The sequence below is a fragment of the Pseudomonas sp. FGI182 genome, assembly GCF_000511325.1.
Classification (GTDB): Bacteria; Pseudomonadota; Gammaproteobacteria; order Pseudomonadales; family Pseudomonadaceae; genus Aquipseudomonas; species Aquipseudomonas putida_Z.
The window spans coordinates 1260682-1278300 of sequence record NZ_CP007012.1 but is presented as its reverse complement, the minus strand read 5'-3'; the positions used below and the strand labels follow the sequence as shown (position 1 = coordinate 1278300).

At 63.4% G+C, this 17619-nt stretch carries 16 protein-coding genes; 3 read left to right on the top strand and 13 right to left on the bottom strand.

Annotated features, from left to right (window positions below; translation table 11 throughout):
- Nucleotides 1-136 precede the first annotated feature (136 nt).
- A complete protein-coding gene (gene mutS, locus C163_RS05760; protein WP_025337993.1) occupies nucleotides 137-2710 on the top strand; it encodes a DNA mismatch repair protein MutS in 2574 nt (857 codons plus the stop codon).
- A gap of 140 nt (nucleotides 2711-2850) precedes the next feature.
- Nucleotides 2851-3174 carry a ferredoxin FdxA gene (gene fdxA / locus C163_RS05755; RefSeq protein ID WP_004375459.1) on the top strand — a complete coding sequence of 108 codons (324 nt, stop codon included), beginning with the start codon at nucleotides 2851-2853 and terminating at the stop codon, nucleotides 3172-3174.
- A gap of 585 nt (nucleotides 3175-3759) precedes the next feature.
- Here the strand turns inward: fdxA and rpoS are convergent.
- The 8 genes from rpoS to C163_RS05715 all read right to left on the bottom strand — a co-directional run bounded on the left by rpoS (nucleotide 3760) and on the right by C163_RS05715 (nucleotide 11240).
- The gene (gene rpoS, locus C163_RS05750) at nucleotides 3760-4767 is read right to left on the bottom strand and encodes an RNA polymerase sigma factor RpoS (RefSeq protein ID WP_013971277.1); all 1008 of its coding nucleotides are present in this window, start codon (nucleotides 4765-4767) and stop codon (nucleotides 3760-3762) included.
- A 108-nt stretch (nucleotides 4768-4875) separates the two neighbouring features.
- A complete protein-coding gene (locus C163_RS05745; protein ID WP_025337992.1) occupies nucleotides 4876-5733 on the bottom strand; it encodes a peptidoglycan DD-metalloendopeptidase family protein in 858 nt (285 codons plus the stop codon).
- A gap of 220 nt (nucleotides 5734-5953) precedes the next feature.
- Complete coding sequence (locus C163_RS05740; protein WP_015269209.1) at nucleotides 5954-6592, bottom strand: protein-L-isoaspartate(D-aspartate) O-methyltransferase; 639 nt, start codon at nucleotides 6590-6592, stop codon at nucleotides 5954-5956.
- Nucleotides 6593-6627: 35 nt separating this feature from the next.
- A complete protein-coding gene (gene surE, locus C163_RS05735) occupies nucleotides 6628-7377 on the bottom strand; it encodes a 5'/3'-nucleotidase SurE (RefSeq protein WP_025337991.1) in 750 nt (249 codons plus the stop codon).
- Nucleotides 7365-8423 (bottom strand): tRNA pseudouridine(13) synthase TruD, encoded by a 1059-nt coding sequence (gene truD, locus C163_RS05730; protein ID WP_025337990.1) that lies wholly within the window; start codon nucleotides 8421-8423, stop codon nucleotides 7365-7367. Before truD ends, surE begins: the two co-directional genes overlap by 13 nt.
- Nucleotides 8420-8893, bottom strand: a complete 474-nt coding sequence (gene ispF / locus C163_RS05725; protein ID WP_015269207.1) for a 2-C-methyl-D-erythritol 2,4-cyclodiphosphate synthase — start codon at nucleotides 8891-8893, stop codon at nucleotides 8420-8422. Before ispF ends, truD begins: the two co-directional genes overlap by 4 nt.
- Before the next feature lie 371 nt (nucleotides 8894-9264).
- A complete protein-coding gene (gene fghA / locus C163_RS05720; RefSeq protein WP_025337989.1) occupies nucleotides 9265-10119 on the bottom strand; it encodes an S-formylglutathione hydrolase in 855 nt (284 codons plus the stop codon).
- An 8-nt stretch (nucleotides 10120-10127) separates the two neighbouring features.
- Nucleotides 10128-11240: an S-(hydroxymethyl)glutathione dehydrogenase/class III alcohol dehydrogenase gene (locus C163_RS05715; protein ID WP_016712915.1), complete on the bottom strand. Its 1113-nt coding sequence runs from the start codon at nucleotides 11238-11240 to the stop codon at nucleotides 10128-10130.
- A 107-nt stretch (nucleotides 11241-11347) separates the two neighbouring features.
- Here C163_RS05715 and C163_RS05710 point away from each other — a divergent pair, with 107 nt between their 5' ends.
- On the top strand, nucleotides 11348-12244 hold the full coding sequence (locus tag C163_RS05710; RefSeq protein WP_025337988.1) for a LysR substrate-binding domain-containing protein: 897 nt from the start codon (nucleotides 11348-11350) through the stop codon (nucleotides 12242-12244).
- Between the two features lie 131 nt (nucleotides 12245-12375).
- On the opposite strand, the gene ispD is transcribed toward C163_RS05710, so the two are convergent.
- The 5 genes from ispD to C163_RS05685 all read right to left on the bottom strand — a co-directional run bounded on the left by ispD (nucleotide 12376) and on the right by C163_RS05685 (nucleotide 17450).
- Nucleotides 12376-13083, bottom strand: coding sequence for a 2-C-methyl-D-erythritol 4-phosphate cytidylyltransferase (gene ispD, locus C163_RS05705; RefSeq protein WP_025337987.1), 708 nt, complete (start codon nucleotides 13081-13083; stop codon nucleotides 12376-12378).
- Nucleotides 13080-13361: a cell division protein FtsB gene (gene ftsB, locus C163_RS05700; protein ID WP_004375443.1), complete on the bottom strand. Its 282-nt coding sequence runs from the start codon at nucleotides 13359-13361 to the stop codon at nucleotides 13080-13082. Before ftsB ends, ispD begins: the two co-directional genes overlap by 4 nt.
- 168 nt (nucleotides 13362-13529) lie before the next feature.
- Entirely contained in the window at nucleotides 13530-14819 is a 1290-nt protein-coding gene (gene eno / locus C163_RS05695) for a phosphopyruvate hydratase (protein WP_025337986.1), read from the bottom strand.
- A 153-nt stretch (nucleotides 14820-14972) separates the two neighbouring features.
- Nucleotides 14973-15818: a 3-deoxy-8-phosphooctulonate synthase gene (gene kdsA / locus C163_RS05690; protein WP_025337985.1), complete on the bottom strand. Its 846-nt coding sequence runs from the start codon at nucleotides 15816-15818 to the stop codon at nucleotides 14973-14975.
- Nucleotides 15819-15821: 3 nt separating this feature from the next.
- Nucleotides 15822-17450 (bottom strand): CTP synthase, encoded by a 1629-nt coding sequence (locus C163_RS05685; RefSeq protein WP_025337984.1) that lies wholly within the window; start codon nucleotides 17448-17450, stop codon nucleotides 15822-15824.
- Between the last annotated feature and the right edge of the window lie 169 nt (nucleotides 17451-17619).

Here is a 17619-nt window from a genome sequence, read left to right as displayed (position 1 = left end):
CAGCCTGCCGGGTAGCCGTGTTAACCTATGCGGCTTGAAAATCCGGTGGGTCTCGGCGTCGCGCATGCAACACAGAACGCCCCAATTTGCCCCACAATATTGAGACCTAATTTCTAAGCCCTTGATGAATAAAGCAATTTCCGACTTCTCCGCACACACCCCGATGATGCAGCAGTACTGGAAGCTGAAGAACCAGCACCCGGACCAGCTGATGTTCTACCGCATGGGCGACTTCTACGAGATCTTCTACGAAGATGCGAAAAAAGCCGCAAAGCTGCTGGACATCACCCTGACCGCGCGCGGTCAGTCGGCCGGCCAGTCCATCCCCATGTGCGGGATTCCGTTCCATTCGCTGGAAGGCTACCTGGCCAAGCTGGTCAAGCTCGGCGAATCGGTGGTGATCTGCGAGCAGATTGGTGACCCCGCCACCAGCAAGGGCCCGGTGGAACGCCAGGTGGTGCGCATCATCACCCCGGGTACGGTCAGTGACGAGGCCCTGCTCGACGAGCGTCGCGACAACCTGATTGCCGCGCTGCTCGGTGACGAGCGCCTGTTCGGCCTGGCCGTACTGGACATCACCAGTGGCAACTTCAGCGTGCAGGAGATCAAGGGCTGGGAAAACCTGCTGGCCGAGCTCGAGCGCCTGAACCCGGTCGAGCTGCTGATCCCCGACGACTGGCCGCGCGACCTGCCTGCCGAGAAACGCCCGGGCGCCCGTCGCCGTGCGCCCTGGGACTTCGACCGCGACTCGGCGCGCAAGGCCCTGTGCCAGCAGTTCGCGACCAAGGACCTCAAGGGCTTTGGCTGCGACAAGCTGACCCTGGCCATCGGCGCCGCCGGTTGCCTGCTGATCTACGCCAAGGAAACCCAGCGCACTGCCCTGCCGCACCTGCGCAGCCTGCGCCACGAACGCCTGGACGACACGGTCATCCTCGACGGCGCCAGCCGCCGCAACCTGGAGCTGGACATCAACCTGGCCGGCGGCCGTGACAACACCCTGCAGTCTGTGATCGACCGCTGCCAGACCGCCATGGCCAGCCGATTGCTGAGCCGCTGGTTGAACCGCCCGTTGCGCGACCTCAAGGTGCTGCAGGCACGCCAGGACTCGATCCGCTGCCTGCTCGACGGCTACCGCTTCGAGAAGCTGCAGCCGCAACTCAAGGAAATTGGCGATATCGAGCGGATTCTCGCCCGTATCGGCCTGCGCAACGCCCGCCCACGCGACCTGGCTCGCCTGCGCGATGCCCTGGGCGCGCTGCCCGAGCTGCAGAACGCCATGGCCGAGCTGGAGGCGCCGCACCTGGCACGCCTGGCCGCCATTACCGGCACCTACCCCGAACTGGCCAGCCTGCTGGAGCGGGCGATCATCGACAACCCGCCGGCGGTGATCCGCGATGGCGGCGTGCTCAAGGCCGGTTATGACAACGAACTGGACGAGCTGCTGGCGATCAGCGAGAACGCCGGCCAGTTCCTGATCGACCTGGAAGCCCGGGAAAAGGCCCGCACCGGCCTGGCCAACCTCAAGGTCGGCTACAACCGGGTGCATGGCTACTTCATCGAGCTGCCGACCAAGCAGGCCGAGCAGGCCCCGGGCGACTACATCCGCCGCCAGACCCTGAAAGGCGCCGAGCGCTTCATCACCCCGGAGCTGAAGGCGTTCGAGGACAAGGCCCTGTCGGCCAAGAGCCGCGCCCTGGCCCGCGAAAAGATGCTCTACGACGCCCTGCTGGAAACCTTGATCAGCCACCTGGCACCGCTGCAGGACAGCGCCGCCGCCCTGGCCGAACTGGACGTGCTCAGCAACCTGGCCGAACGTGCACTGAACCTGGACCTGAACTGCCCGCGCTTCGTCGACGAGCCGTGCCTGCGCATCGAGCAGGGCCGCCACCCTGTGGTGGAACAGGTATTGACCACGCCGTTCGTGGCCAACGACCTGGGCCTGGACAACAGCACACGCATGCTGATCATCACCGGCCCGAACATGGGCGGTAAGTCCACCTACATGCGCCAGACCGCCCTGATCGTGCTGCTGGCGCATATCGGTAGCTTCGTGCCGGCTGCCAACTGTGAGCTGTCGCTGGTCGACCGCATCTTCACCCGCATCGGCTCCAGCGACGACCTGGCCGGCGGCCGCTCGACCTTCATGGTCGAGATGAGCGAAACCGCCAACATCCTGCACAACGCCACCGACCGCAGCCTGGTGCTGATGGACGAAGTGGGCCGTGGCACCAGTACCTTCGACGGCCTGTCGCTGGCCTGGGCCGCCGCCGAGCGCCTGGCCCAGCTGCGTGCCTACACGCTGTTCGCCACGCACTACTTCGAGCTCACCGTGCTGCCGGAAAGCGAGCCGCTGGTGGCCAACGTGCACCTGAACGCCACCGAGCACAACGAACGCATCGTGTTCCTGCACCACGTGCTGCCTGGCCCTGCCAGCCAGAGCTACGGCCTGGCCGTGGCGCAGCTGGCCGGCGTGCCGACGGTCGTCATCCAGCGTGCCCGTGAACACCTGGCAAGGCTGGAGACCACCAGCCTGCCGCATGAACAGCCTCCGGCCCAAAAGGCCAAGGACGTGCCACAGGTCCCGCACCAGAGCGACCTGTTCGCCAGCCTGCCACACCCGGCCATCGAGAAGCTGGGCAAGCTGCAGTTGGACGACATGACCCCGCGTCAAGCTATCGAAATGCTATATCAACTAAAGAACCTGTTATAACGGCGCCCACTACAAGCTGGTAGAATCCGCCGCGGTTTGCTGGTGCTGCAGGTTATTAGCCTGGCCTGCAGCCACATGCCCGCAAACCGCGCGGCCCTGAGAGGAAGGGCCGCCGCCGTCGCCTGAGGAGAGAATTAGAAATGACCTTCGTCGTCACCGACAACTGCATCAAATGCAAATACACCGACTGCGTGGAAGTCTGCCCGGTGGACTGCTTCTACGAAGGCCCGAACTTCCTGGTCATCCACCCGGATGAGTGCATCGACTGCGCCCTGTGCGAGCCGGAATGCCCAGCGCAAGCCATCTTCTCGGAAGACGAAGTGCCTGCGGGCATGGAGAACTTCATCGAGCTGAACGCCGAACTGGCGGAAATCTGGCCGAACATCACCGAGCGTAAGGACGCCCTGCCGGACGCTGAAGAGTGGGATGGCAAGACTGGCAAGATTGCAGACCTGGAGCGCTGATAGCGTCCGGACACGAAAAAGGCCCCTTGGGGCCTTTTTTGTTTTCTGCGGGCAAAAAAAAGGGGCGGTTTGACCCGCCCACATTTTTTCCGTAGTCCCTGCTTGTCCCAAACATCATCCTGATGAAATCGCCTCTTGCGACGTCCCTGGCTTTCCTCCTGAAAGCCTGTGCATGTCCCTGTGCACAGTTCGAATACTAGCGACTTGAGCCGGGCGAGCAACCGCTAAACCTCACAGGGTGTTGCAGGTGACACATTTCCTCACAGCTGAATAAGCCAGGTTTTTCAATGAGTTGGGAAAACGCAGGAGCTGGATACGACAATGATTTACTGAAGCGTACATAGAAGGCTTACAAAACAAGTAAGCAAAGGCTTACACGCGATGTTACTGGGGTAGCGCAGTACATAATGTCTTGGGGCTGCTTTGCAGCCCTTTCGCGACACAAGGCCGCTCCTACAGGCAAAACGCGATCTTCTGTAGGAGCACCTTGTGTCGCGATAGGGGCGCGCAGCGCCCCCAGCAATCTCAAACAGGCATACAAAAACGCCCCGAAATCATCGGGGCGCTTTGTGTTGCAGGCTTTCGCTACTGGAACAACGACTCACTGGACAGGCCGTTCTTCTCGAGGATCTCACGCAAACGCTTGAGCCCCTCGACCTGGATCTGCCGCACCCGCTCACGGGTCAGGCCAATCTCCAGGCCGACATCTTCCAGGGTACTGCTTTCATGCCCGCGCAGGCCAAAGCGGCGCACCACCACTTCACGCTGCTTGTCGGTCAACTCGCCCAGCCATTGGTCGATGCTCTGCGACAGGTCATCATCCTGCAGCAGTTCGCACGGGTCGGTCGGGCGATCGTCGGTCAGGGTATCGAGCAGGGTCTTGTCCGAGTCCGGGCCGAGCGACACATCCACCGAAGACACCCGCTCGTTCAGGCCCAGCATGCGCTTGACCTCGGCGACCGGTTTCTCCAGCAGCGTGGCGATTTCTTCTGGCGAGGGTTCGTGGTCCAGTTTCTGGGTCAGCTCGCGCGCAGCGCGCAGGTAGACGTTCAGTTCCTTGACCACGTGGATCGGCAGGCGAATGGTGCGGGTCTGGTTCATGATCGCCCGCTCGATGGTCTGGCGAATCCACCAGGTCGCATAGGTCGAGAACCGGAAACCACGCTCCGGGTCGAACTTCTCAACGGCACGGATCAGCCCCAGGTTGCCCTCCTCGATCAGGTCGAGCAGCGACAGGCCGCGGTTCACGTAACGACGGGCAATTTTTACAACCAGGCGCAGGTTGCTTTCGATCATGCGCTTGCGGCCGGCAGGGTCGCCCTTTTGCGACAGGCGCGCAAAGTGCACTTCCTCTTCCGGCGAAAGCAGAGGCGAGAATCCGATCTCGTTGAGATACAACTGGGTGGCATCGAGCGCCCGGCTGTAATCGATATACTTGTGTTGCTTGAGCGAAGAGCCCGACTTGGCCCTCGTCCGAACCGAAGATACAGCAGGTTCGTCTGACACCACATCCGTTTCCAAAACGATACCCGTCTCCATCAGAAGCAGGTCATCGTCGATGTCAAACTCCGGCACTTCTTTACTGAGAGCCATTGTTATAGTCCTTTGCTGAGTTCGAACTCAGACTCGAGCGGCACCTATCTCCCTGGCAGCGCTGGAGCCTGTCCCCTCTACATCACAGGAACAGGCCGGGTACAACGGTCAACGACGTGGCAGGAACTGGAGCGGATCGACGGGTTTGCCCTGGCGGCGAATCTCGAAATGCAGCTTCACCCGATCTGTGCCCGTGGACCCCATTTCAGCAATCGACTGCCCTGCCTTGACCTGCTGCCCCTCCCGAACCAACAGCCTGCGGTTATGGCCGTAGGCACTGACGTAGGTATCGCTGTGCTTGATGATGATCAGTTCGCCGTAGCCCCTCAAGCCACTCCCGGCGTACACCACTGCACCATCAGACGCAGCAAAAACAGGCTGTCCCAAATCACCGGCGATATCAATGCCTTTATTCAAACTACCGTTTGAAGCGAATTTTCCAATCAGCACGCCATTGGCAGGCCAGGTCCAGCCGCCTACCGCGCGCTCCGCGGCAGGCACCGTGGCGACCACCGGGGCGCTGCTGGAGGCTGCCGGCGTGGCCGGTTTGCTGGTGCTGGCAGGGGGTGTGCTGGTGCTTCCTACAGGCCGCCGGATGACCGTGGTCTTGCTCGACGACGACGGGCTGGACACCACCGTGGTGCTGCCCGCAGAGCCGCTGCTGAAACGAATCGCTTGCCCCGGGCGAATGGTGTAAGGCGCCGCGATGCCGTTGCGCGCAGCCAGTTCCTTGTAGTCCCAGCCATAACGGAAGGCAATGGAGAACAGCGTATCGCCAGGTTTGACGATGTACTGCCCGGTGGTTACCGCCGGGCGCTTGGGCACGGTGTTATTGCGGTCGACCACCCGCGCGCTGTTGCTGCTGGTGCTCGAGCAACCCACCAGTAGCGTGCCCATGGCCAGTGCAATCACCAGAAGCGTGAAACCCGACCCGTCCTTGCGCTGCCGAATGACTGTGTGACCCACCCGCGCTCCCCTCATGGTGCCGAAAACGATATGAAGACAAGAAATGCAATATTATTGCAATTATAACCAAGCCCGCCCGCATTGGCAGGGTTGGTGAAAGACTGCTGCAAAGCCATGGCACACGCTGTGCGCTAGCGCTTCACCCCGCCAGATAGACAGGGCGTTGCTGCAAGAATTCGGTGCTGGCGCAAAAATATCGCGCGGCTCGAACCAGCAGTGTTCAGGCCAGCGGGCCGTTGAGCAGCGGTACGAAGCGCACTGCCCCCAGCACGCGGCGGGAGAATCCATGCTCCTCGCGCACGATCAGCATCAGCTGCTGGGTTTCGCCGGCTGGCCCCACCGGGATCACCATACGGCCACCGGGCGCCAGCTGGTCGAGCAATGCCTGCGGCACTTCCGGCGCCACGGCGGTGACGATGATGCCGTTGTACGGCGCCAGCGCCGGCCAGCCTTCGCAACCGTCGCCCCAGCGGAACACCACGTTGCGCAGGTTCAGTTCCACCAGGCGCTCCTTGGCCCGGTCCTGCAACACCTTGATGCGCTCCACCGAGAACACCCGCTCGACCAACTGGGCCAGGATTGCCGTCTGGTAACCCGAGCCAGTGCCGATCTCCAGCACCTTGTCCAGCGGCCCGGCCTCGAGCAGCAGCTCGCTCATGTGGGCAACCATGAACGGTTGCGAGATGGTCTGGTTGTGGCCGATCGGCAGCGCGGTGTCTTCGTAGGCGCGATGCGCCAGCGCCTCGTCGACGAACAGGTGGCGCGGGGTACGACGGATCACATCGAGCACCTTGGTGTTCGAAACGCCCTCCTCGCACAGGCGCTGGATCAGCCGCTCCCGGGTACGCTGGGAGGTCATGCCGATGCCACGCCGCAGCATATCGTCCTCGCGCATCAGAGCAGGCCCTCCAGCCAACCGTCGAGCTGCTCGAAGGCATCACTGAAGGTGCGGTCGAGCTGCAGCGGAGTGATCGATACATAGCCTTGCATCACCGCGTGGAAGTCGGTACCCGGGCCACCGTCCTCGGCATCCCCGGCCACGGCGATCCAGTAGCCTTCCTTGCCGCGCGGGTTGACCACCTTGGTCGGCGCCGCCGCCCGCGCCCGGTGACCGAGGCGGGTGAGCTGGATGCCACGAATGTGCTCCAGCGGCAGGTTGGGGATGTTGACGTTGAGCACGGTGCGCGGCGGCAAGGCCAGGCGCGACTGCGCCTCGACCAGGCGGCGGGCGATATGGGCCGCGGTTGGCAGGTTGTCCGGCTGGCGCGACAACAGCGAAAACGCCAGCGAGGTACCGCCAAGGAAACGACCTTCCAACGCGGCCGCGACCGTGCCCGAATAGAGCACGTCGTCGCCCAGGTTGGCACCGAGGTTGATCCCCGACACGACCATGTCCGGCGCCTGTGGCAACAGCCCATTGAGCCCCAGGTGCACGCAGTCGGTCGGCGTGCCGTTGAGGCTGATGAAGCCATTGGCCAGGGTCTGCGGATGCAGTGGCCGGTCCAGCGTCAGCGAACTGCTGGCGCCGCTCTTGTCTTGATCCGGGGCAATAACCACGCACTCGGCGTAATCCGCCAGCGCAGCGTGCAGCGCGGCGATGCCGGGTGCGGTAACACCGTCGTCGTTCGAAATCAGAATACGCATGAGCTGTCCGTCTGCCCCGCCGACACCAGATCCACGACTTCGCGCACCACCACGGTGGCGAAGCATCCGGCCGGAAGGACGAATTCCAGTTGCAGGATATCAGGCTCCGGATAATGCCACGTAAGACCGCCAATAGGGAGCCGCAGAATGCGTCGTTCGTGATCCATGCCCGCCAAGGCCAGCCACTGGCAAAGTGCTGGCTGACGCGCGCCGACGGTGTTTTCCAGCTGTGCGGTGACACCGGCGGCCGGCGAATCGCCCGCGCCCCACATCGGGCCGGTCGGGTGCAGGTCGAGAATCGCCAGGCGCGGGTCGGCACATTCCGCCTCACCCGCCGGGAAGAAGCTGCGGCTGTCGGTGAACGCCAGCAGGTCGCCCACCTGGGCCTGCGCCCAGCTGCCGTCGGCAACACGGGCTGCCAGCACCTGGTTGAACAGGTAGCTGCGCCCGGCCGAGAGCAACCGCGAACGCACGTTGCGCTGTTCGGGCAGGGCCTTGCGTGCGGCCCAATCGAGAGCGTCGTGAACGTTGCCGCCACCGTGGCCGAAGCGCTGGGTGCCGAAATAATTCGGCACACCGTGCTGCTTGAGCTGTTCCAGGCGTGCATCCACCGCCTGGTGATCGGCAGCCAGGGCAGTCAGGCGCAGCGTGAAGCCGTTGGCCGAATGCGCACCGCGCTGCAGCTTGCGCTGGTGGCGCACCTGCTTGAGCACACGCAGGCTGGCATCCTCGGCACGCGACAGGTCCGGGTCGGCCTTGCCTGGCAGGTGCAGGCTGAACCACTGGCGAGTCAGGGCCTGGCGGTCCTTGAGGCCGGCGTAGCTGATCGTGCGCACCGGCACCCCAGCAGCACGGGCCAGGCGGCGGGCCGCCTCCTCGGTGTTCAGGTCACGCTTCTCGACCCACAGCCACAGGTGCTCGCCGTGGCCCGACAGGGGGATGTCCAGTACTTCGTCGACCTGGAAATCCTCGGCCACCGCCTTGAGGACGGCGGTACCCAGTGGTTCGCCCGATGCGCGCGGGCCCAGCAGTTCCAGTTCGGTCATGCTGGCAGCAGCAGGGCTACCGAATGCACGGCGATGCCCTCCTCGCGGCCGGTGAAGCCGAGCTTCTCGGTGGTGGTAGCCTTGACGTTGACCTGGTCGAGTTCGACCTGCAGGTCTTCGGCGATCAGCTTGCGCATGGTCTCGATGTGCGGGGCCATCTTCGGCGCCTGGGCGACGATGGTGGCGTCGATGTTGCCGACCTTCCAGCCCTTGGCCTGGACGATGCCGACTACATGGCGCAGCAGCACCCGGCTGTCGGCGCCCTTGAACTGCGGATCGGTGTCGGGGAAGTGTTTGCCGATGTCACCCAGCGCCGCCGCGCCAAGCAAGGCATCGCTCAGGGCGTGCAGCAGCACGTCGCCATCGGAGTGGGCCAGGAGGCCGTATTTGTGGGGGATACGCACCCCGCCCAGGGTAATGAAATCACCGTCGCAGAAACGGTGCACATCGTAGCCGTGGCCAATACGCATAGAAAAACGCCCTGAATGAGTCAGGGCGTGATTCTACCTGCTTTTGAGGTATTAGGGCTGGAGGTGATCGCCACAGGATTATCTGCGCCTGCAAGATCGAGCGCCGCCCGCGCGGCGCTTCGCGGGGCAAGCCCGCTCCCACATTTGTTGCAACGTGGCCATGCCTGTGGGAAAGGCGTTGTCCGCCTTAGTGCATGACTTGAGACAGATGGGGCGGCGGCAGCGCCAGGCGAGAAATCGGATCAGGGCAACCAGGCTGGCAACCATGGCCTGCCAGGTTCGGCACGTTGCAACAAATGTGGGAGCGGGCTTGCCCCGCGAAGCGCCGCGCGGGCGGCGCTCGATCTCACAGGCACCCAAAGTGCTACGCCCTACACCCGCCCCAGCGCCACCGCATGATGACGCAGGTGCTCCTCGATGAAGCTGGCGATGAAGTAGTAGCTGTGGTCATAGCCAGGTTGCAGGCGCAGGGTCAGTTCATGCCCACCTTTGCGTGCCGCCTGCTCCAGGGCTTCAGGCTTGAGCTGCTTCTCGAGGAAGTCGTCGCGGTCGCCCTGGTCCACCAGCAACGGCGGGCATTCGCCGGCCGGGGTCTCGGCCAGCAGCACGCTGGCATCCCACTCGCGCCAGCGCGCACGGTCTTCACCCAGGTAGCGGCTGAAGGCTTTCTCGCCCCACGGGCAATCCATCGGGTTGCTGATCGGCGAGAACGCCGACACCGAGCGGTAGCGCCCCGGGTTGCGCAAGGCGCACACCAGCGCCCCATGCCCACCCATGGAGTGGCCACTGATGCTGCGCTCGCCCGAAGCCGGGAAGTGCGCCTCGATCAACGCGGGCAACTCCTCCACCACATAGTCGTGCATGCGGTAGTGCTGGGCCCAGGGCTGCTGAGTGGCATTGAGGTAGAAGCCGGCACCCAGGCCGAAGTCCCAGGCACCGTCCGGGTCGCCCGGCACCTGCTCGCCACGCGGGCTGGTGTCGGGGGCGACGATGATCAACCCAAGCTCCGCGGCCAGACGCTGGGCGCCGGCCTTCTGCATGAAGTTCTCGTCGGTGCAGGTGAGGCCGCTGAGCCAGTACAGCACCGGCAGCTTCTCGCCCTGTTCGGCCTGCGGCGGCAGGTAGACGGCGAACACCATGTCGCAGCCCAGCACCTTGGAGTGATGCCGGTAACGCTTGTGCCAGCCGCCGAAGCTCTTCTGGCAGGAGATGTTATCCAGGCTCATGGCAAACCTCAGAAGTGGATCACGCTGCGAATGCTCTTGCCTTCGTGCATCAGGTCGAAGGCCTTGTTGATGTCTTCCAGGCCCATGGTGTGGGTGATGAAGGTATCCAGCGGGATCTCGCCCTTCTCGGACATTTCCACGTAGCTTGGCAGCTCGCTGCGGCCACGTACGCCACCGAACGCCGAACCACGCCATACGCGGCCGGTGACCAGCTGGAACGGACGAGTGGCGATTTCCTGGCCGGCACCGGCCACGCCGATGATCACCGACTCACCCCAGCCCTTGTGGCAGCATTCCAGCGCAGCACGCATCAGCTGCACGTTGCCGATGCACTCGAAGGAGAAGTCCACCCCGCCGTCGGTGAGGTCGACGATCACTTCCTGGATCGGGCGGTCGTAGTCTTTCGGGTTGATGCAGTCGGTGGCACCCAGCTGGCGGGCGATTTCGAACTTGGCCGGGTTGATGTCGATGGCAATGATGCGCGACGCCTTGGCCTTGACCGCACCGATCACTGCCGACAGGCCGATGCCGCCCAGGCCGAAGATGGCCACGGTGTCACCCGGCTTGACCTTGGCGGTGTTGAGCACCGCGCCGATACCGGTGGTGACGCCACAACCCAGCAGGCAGACCTTTTCCAGCGGCGCTTCTTTCTGGATCTTGGCCACGGAGATTTCCGGCAGCACGGTGTACTCGGAGAAGGTCGAGGTACCCATGTAGTGGAACAGCTGCTGGCCTTTGTAGGAGAAGCGCGTGGTGCCGTCCGGCATCAGGCCCTTGCCCTGGGTGGCGCGGATGGCCTGGCACAGGTTGGTCTTGCCCGAGAGGCAGAACTTGCACTTGCCGCATTCCGGGGTGTACAGCGGGATGACGTGATCACCGACGGCGACCGAGGTGACGCCCTCGCCTACCGCCTCGACGATCGCGCCACCTTCGTGGCCGAGGATCGACGGGAAGATGCCCTCCGGGTCGGCACCGGACAGGGTGTAGGCATCGGTGTGGCAGACACCGCTGGCGACCACGCGCAGCAGCACTTCACCGGCCTTGGGCATGGCCACGTCGACTTCGACGATTTCCAGGGGTTTCTTGGCTTCGAAGGCTACGGCAGCACGGGACTTGATCATCAAAGGTCTCCAGACAGAGGGTCGATTCAGTCTGGCAGTGTAATTCACCGTCTTTTGATGAATAATCCGGCCAAAGACAAAACATTATTGCCATACAGGGATAATCAATGAGCAGCCGCTGGGAAGGCATCGACGAGTTCGTCGCCGTGGCCGAGTCGGGCCAGTTCACCGCGGCCGCCGAGCGCCTGGGGGTTTCCTCATCGCACATCAGCCGGCAGATCGCCCGGCTGGAGGAACGGCTGCAGACGCGCCTGCTGTACCGCAGTACCCGGCGAGTGACCCTGAGCGAGGCCGGGCAGACATTCCTGCAGCACTGCCAGCGCCTGCAGGATGGCCGCGAGGAAGCCCTGCGCGCCATGGGTGACCTGGCCAGCGAGCCCAAGGGGTTGCTGCGCATGACCTGCGCGGTGGCCTATGGCGAGCGCTTCATCGTGCCGCTGGTGACACGGTTCATGGCGCTGTACCCGCAGCTGCGGGTGGATGTGGAACTGAGCAACCATACCCTCGACCTGGTGCACGAAGGCATGGACCTGGCCATCCGCCTGGGCCGGCTGGCCGACTCACGACTGGTGGCAACCCGCCTGGCGCCCCGGCGCATGTACCTGTGCGCTTCGCCGGCCTACCTGGAACGTTACGGTCGGCCACACAGCCTGTCGGAACTGGCGCGGCACAATTGCCTGGTGGGCAGCTCGGATTTGTGGGCGCTGCAGCAGGACGGCCGCGAGATCAGCCAACGAGTGCAGGGCAACTGGCGTTGCAACAGCGGGCAGGCGGTGCTGGACGCGGCGCTGCAGGGGATGGGGTTGTGCCAGTTGCCGGATTACTACGTGCTGGAGCACTTGAACAGTGGCGCGCTGGTGTCGTTGCTGGAGGCGCACCAGCCGCCGAACACGGCGGTGTGGGCGCTGTATCCGCAGCAGCGGCACCTTTCGCCGAAGGTGCGGCGGTTGGTGGATTACCTGAAGGAAGGGTTGGCGGGGTTGCCGGAGTATCGGCAAGGCTGAAGGGGTGTGTTGGCTGTGCCGGCCTCTTCGCGGGCTCGCCCGCTCCCACAGGTACCGCGCATACCTTCAGGTTGGCGCGGTACCTGTGGGAGCGGGCATGCCCGCGAAGAAGCAAGCACAGGCCTGAAGCCTCAGCGACGCCCTGCCCAACGCTGGCGCAACCACTCCAGGTCTTCCGGCCGGGTCACCTTGATGTTGTCGCTGCGCCCTTCAACCAGCCGCGGCGCCTGGCCGGACCACTCGATGGCGGAGGACTCGTCGGTTACCAGCACATCTGACACCAGGCACTCGGCCAGCGCCCGATGCAACGCCCCCAGGCGGAACATCTGCGGCGTATAGGCCTGCCAGATGGTGCTGCGGTCGACGGTAGCGCCCACCCGGCCATCGGCATCGGCCCGCTTGAGGGTATCGCGCGCCGGCACCGCCAGCAGGCCACCCACCGGGTCGCCCGCCAGCTCCGCCAACAGCTTGTCCAGATCGCTGCGCGCCAGGTTCGGTCGCGCGGCATCATGCACCAGCACCCAGTCGCTGTCCGCCGCCCCTTGGGCATGCAGCATCAGCAAGGCATTGAGCACCGAGTCGGCACGCTCGCGGCCACCCGTGGCGCGCTGGATGCGCGGGTCGCTGGCGCAGCGCAGGCGAGGCCAGTACGGGTCATCTTCGGCAATGCTGACCACCACGCCCTTGAGCATCGGGTGGCCAAGAAAACAGTCGAGGCTGTGCTCGAGAATGGTCTGCCCGGCCAGCTCCAGGTACTGCTTGGGGCGGTCGGCAGCCATGCGGGCACCTACGCCCGCAGCAGGAATCACGGCCCAGAAGGCCGGTAAGGTTTCGATCATTTCTGTGGCAACTGGAAGAGGGTTTCGCCCTCTTTGACCATCCCCAATTCGTGGCGAGCCCGCTCTTCAACGGTCTCCATGCCTTTTTTCAGCTCCAGCACTTCGGCATCGAGCACGCGGTTGCGCTCGAGCAAGCGCTCGTTTTCGGCATGCTGCTCGGCAATCTGCTGCTTCAGCTCGGTCACTTGCGCCAGGCTGCCATTACCCACCCACAGGCGGTACTGCAGGCCACCCAGCAGCAGGAGCAGGACGAGGAACAACCAATAGGGACTGCGCATCACGTTATCCAGGTTAAAAAGGCTGCCGGGTACTTTTTACTTCGGGGCCTCGAATAGCACGAAGCCTGGCCGAGGCCAGGCTTCGTCGACAGAAACCCGTTGGAATGTAGAAAAGAACAGTACGAACGTTCCTACAACTCCGGCTGCTGTCTTTTTACCATCTCTTGCTTAGCCGCGAAACTCGGCACGACCGCGGTAAACCGCTTTGGCACCCAGTTGCTCTTCGATGCGCAGCAGCTGGTTGTACTTGGAAACGCGGTCGGAACGGCACAGCGAGCCAGTCTTGATCTGGCCAGCAGCGGTACCCACGGCCAAGTCGGCAATGGTCGAGTCTTCGGTTTCACCGGAACGGTGCGAAATCACCGCGGTGTAGCCAGCAGCCTTGGCCATCTGGATGGCTTCCAGGGTTTCGGTCAGCGAGCCGATCTGGTTGAACTTGATCAGGATCGAGTTACCGATGCCCTTCTCGATGCCTTCCTTGAGGATCTTGGTGTTGGTCACGAACAGGTCGTCGCCAACCAGCTGCACCTTGGTGCCGATCTTGTCGGTGAGGATCTTCCAGCCAGCCCAGTCGGACTCGTCCAGGCCGTCTTCGATCGAGATGATCGGGAAGCGCTCGGTCAGGCCTTTCAGGTACTCGGCAAAGCCTTCGGCGTCGAACGACTTGCCTTCGCCGGACAGGTTGTACTTGCCGTCTTCGTAGAACTCGGAAGCCGCGCAATCCAGGGCCAGGGTCACGTCGGTGCCCAGCTTGTAGCCGGCTTTCTCGACGGCTTCGGCGATGGCGCCCAGGGCGTCTTCGTTGGAAGCCAGGTTAGGGGCGAAACCACCCTCGTCACCAACGGCGGTGTTCAGGCCACGGGCCTTCAGCACGGCTTTGAGGTGGTGGAAGATTTCGGTACCCATGCGCAGGCCGTCGGAGAAGGTCTTGGCGCCAACCGGCTGAACCATGAACTCCTGGATGTCGACGTTGTTGTCGGCGTGCTCGCCACCGTTGATGATGTTCATCATCGGTACCGGCATCGAGTACTGGCCCGGGGTGCCGTTCAGGTTGGCGATGTGCGCGTACAGCGGCAGGTCCTGGTCCTGGGCAGCGGCCTTGGCGGCAGCCAGGGAAACGGCCAGGATGGCGTTGGCGCCCAGCTTGGCCTTGTTCTCGGTACCGTCCAGTTCGATCATGGCGCGGTCCAGGCCCTTCTGGTCGGCAGGGTCCTTGCCCAGCAGCAGGTCACGGATCGGGCCGTTGATGTTGGCGACGGCCTTCAGCACGCCCTTGCCCAGGTAACGGCTCTTGTCGCCATCACGCAGCTCCAGCGCTTCGCGCGAGCCAGTGGAAGCACCGGACGGCGCGCAGGCGCTGCCGATGATGCCGTTGTCGAGCAGTACATCGGCTTCCACGGTGGGGTTGCCACGCGAATCGAGAACTTCACGACCTTTGATGTCGACGATTTTTGCCATTGTTGTAAGCACTCCAGAATTGACGAAAACAACTTAGCTTAGGAAATTCTTGCCGTTCACCGGGCGGACTTGCAGTGGGCAGGCCGGGTGAAGGGAACCCCTGACCGACTGGTCAGGGGTGGATCGGACGGTACTTTACCCGAGAATCGAGCTTTACGCGGTTTCTACCGTCGGAAAACTTTTCACCAGGTCGTCCAGTTGCTTGAGCTGGGCCAGGAACGGCTCCAGTTTGTCCAGGCGCAGGGCGCATGGGCCATCGCACTTGGCGTTGTCCGGATCGGGGTGGGCTTCGAGGAACAGCCCGGCCAGGCCCTGGCTCATGCCGGCCTTGGCCAGGTCGGTGACCTGGGCGCGGCGACCACCGGCGGAATCGGCGCGACCACCCGGCATCTGCAGGGCGTGGGTCACATCGAAGAACACCGGGTACTCGAACTGCTTCATGATGCCGAAGCCGAGCATGTCCACCACCAGGTTGTTGTAGCCGAAGCTCGAACCACGCTCGCAGAGGATCAACTGGTCGTTACCGGCCTCCTCGCACTTGGTCAGGATGTGCTTCATTTCCTGAGGTGCGAGGAACTGGGCCTTTTTGATGTTGATCACTGCGCCGGTCTTGGCCATGGCCACCACCAGGTCGGTCTGCCGCGACAGGAAGGCCGGCAGCTGGATGATGTCGCACACCTTGGCTACAGGCTCGGCCTGGTAAGGCTCGTGCACGTCGGTGATGACCGGCACGTTGAAGGTGCGCTTGATCTCTTCGAAGATCTTCAGCCCCTCTTCCATGCCCGGGCCACGGTACGAGGTTACCGACGAACGGTTGGCCTTGTCGAAACTGGCCTTGAACACGTACGGGATACCGAGCTTCTCGGTCACCCGCACGTACTCCTCGCAGACCTTCATTGCCAGGTCACGGGACTCCAGGACGTTCATGCCGCCGAACAGGACGAACGGCTTGTCGTTGGCGATCTCGATGTTACCGACGCGAATGATCTTCTGGGTCATTGATCAGGCCTTGTTCTTCTGAGCCAGGGCTGCCTTGACGAAGCCGCTGAACAGCGGGTGGCCGTCACGCGGGGTCGAGGTGAATTCCGGGTGGAACTGGCAGGCGACGAACCATGGGTGGTCCTTGGACTCGACCACTTCCACCAGCGCACCATCTTCGGAACGGCCGGAAACCACCAGGCCGGCGTCGACCAGTTGCGGCAGCAGGTTGTTGTTCACTTCGTAGCGGTGACGGTGACGCTCGGTGATCACGTCCTTGCCGTAGCAGTCGTGCACCTTGGAACCGGCGGCCAGCTGGCAGTCCTGTGCGCCCAGGCGCATGGTGCCACCCAGGTCGGAGGCTTCGCTGCGGGTTTCGACGGCACCGGTGGCATCGGCCCACTCGGTGATCAGGCCGACTACCGGGTGGCCGCTGTTGCGGTCGAACTCGGTGGAGTTGGCGTCTTTCCAGCCCATCACGTTACGGGCGAATTCGATCACGGCCACCTGCATGCCCAGGCAGATACCCAGGTACGGCACCTTGTTTTCACGGGCGTATTGCACCGCGGTGATCTTGCCTTCCACGCCGCGCAGGCCGAAACCGCCCGGTACCAGAATGGCATCGGCGCCTTCGAGCAGGCTGGTGCCCTGGTTCTCGATGTCTTCCGAGTCGATGTAGCGCAGGTTGACCTTGGTGCGGTTGGTAATGCCAGCGTGGCTCATCGCTTCGATCAGCGACTTGTACGCATCCAGCAGCTCCATGTACTTGCCGACCATGGCGATGGTCACTTCGTGCTCGGGGTTGAGCTTGGCATCGACCACCTTGTCCCACTCGGACAGGTCGGCGCCATTGCACTGCAGGCCGAAACGCTCGACGACGAAGTCGTCCAGGCCCTGTGCGTGCAGCACGCCCGGGATCTTGTAGATGGTGTCGACGTCTTCCAGCGAAATCACCGCACGCTCTTCAACGTTGGTGAACAGCGCGATCTTGCGACGCGACGAAGCATCGACCGGGTGGTCGGAGCGGCAGATCAGCACGTCAGGCTGCAGGCCGATGGAGCGCAGCTCCTTGACCGAGTGCTGGGTCGGCTTGGTCTTGGTCTCGCCAGCGGTGGCGATGTACGGGACCAGGGTCAGGTGCATCAGCATGGCGCGCTTGGAGCCCACTTCGACGCGCAGCTGGCGGATGGCCTCGAGGAACGGCTGCGACTCGATGTCACCCACGGTACCGCCGATTTCCACCAGGGCCACGTCGGCATCGCCGGCGCCCTTGATGATGCGACGCTTGATTTCGTCGGTGATGTGCGGGATGACCTGGATGGTCGCGCCCAGGTAGTCACCACGACGCTCCTTGCGCAGTACGTGCTCGTAAATGCGGCCGGTGGTGAAGTTGTTGTTCTGGGTCATGGTGGTGCGGATGAACCGCTCGTAGTGGCCCAGGTCGAGGTCGGTCTCGGCGCCATCGTGGGTGACGAATACTTCACCGTGCTGGAACGGGCTCATGGTGCCCGGATCGACGTTGATGTACGGATCCAGCTTGAGCATGGTGACCTTCAGGCCCCGCGCTTCCAGGATGGCCGCCAGGGAAGCCGAGGCAATGCCTTTCCCCAATGAAGAAACAACACCGCCCGTGACGAATATGTAGCGCGTCATGAAAAACCCTAGAAGTCTGCGTTAAGGCGGCCAGCGCCGCCGGAGAAAGCGAAGGAAGGCCGAAGCCCCCGATCACCTGCGTCAATCACAGTGCATCTCGAAAAACTGCCGCGTCTGTACAGACCAGGGGTATCCCCGGCATGGAGCTCGCTCGTCATTTCCAGAATCA

Excerpts from the sequence above, each read along its gene's own strand:
- C163_RS05740 (WP_015269209.1), bottom strand. The coding sequence starts at position 6,592 with ATGACCTCCCAGCGTACCCGGGAGCGGCTGATCCAGCGCCTGTGCGAG.
- eno (WP_025337986.1), bottom strand. The coding sequence starts at position 14,819 with ATGGCAAAAATCGTCGACATCAAAGGTCGTGAAGTTCTCGATTCGCGT.
- kdsA (WP_025337985.1), bottom strand. The coding sequence starts at position 15,818 with ATGACCCAGAAGATCATTCGCGTCGGTAACATCGAGATCGCCAACGAC.
- ftsB (WP_004375443.1), bottom strand. The coding sequence starts at position 13,361 with ATGCGCAGTCCCTATTGGTTGTTCCTCGTCCTGCTCCTGCTGCTGGGT.
- C163_RS05685 (WP_025337984.1), bottom strand. The coding sequence starts at position 17,450 with ATGACGCGCTACATATTCGTCACGGGCGGTGTTGTTTCTTCATTGGGG.
- ispD (WP_025337987.1), bottom strand. The coding sequence starts at position 13,083 with ATGATCGAAACCTTACCGGCCTTCTGGGCCGTGATTCCTGCTGCGGGC.
- ispF (WP_015269207.1), bottom strand. The coding sequence starts at position 8,893 with ATGCGTATTGGCCACGGCTACGATGTGCACCGTTTCTGCGACGGTGAT.
- C163_RS05710 (WP_025337988.1), top strand. The coding sequence starts at position 11,348 with ATGAGCAGCCGCTGGGAAGGCATCGACGAGTTCGTCGCCGTGGCCGAG.
- rpoS (WP_013971277.1), bottom strand. The coding sequence starts at position 4,767 with ATGGCTCTCAGTAAAGAAGTGCCGGAGTTTGACATCGACGATGACCTG.
- truD (WP_025337990.1), bottom strand. The coding sequence starts at position 8,423 with ATGACCGAACTGGAACTGCTGGGCCCGCGCGCATCGGGCGAACCACTG.
- surE (WP_025337991.1), bottom strand. The coding sequence starts at position 7,377 with ATGCGTATTCTGATTTCGAACGACGACGGTGTTACCGCACCCGGCATC.
- C163_RS05715 (WP_016712915.1), bottom strand. The coding sequence starts at position 11,240 with ATGATCAAGTCCCGTGCTGCCGTAGCCTTCGAAGCCAAGAAACCCCTG.
- fghA (WP_025337989.1), bottom strand. The coding sequence starts at position 10,119 with ATGAGCCTGGATAACATCTCCTGCCAGAAGAGCTTCGGCGGCTGGCAC.
- fdxA (WP_004375459.1), top strand. The coding sequence starts at position 2,851 with ATGACCTTCGTCGTCACCGACAACTGCATCAAATGCAAATACACCGAC.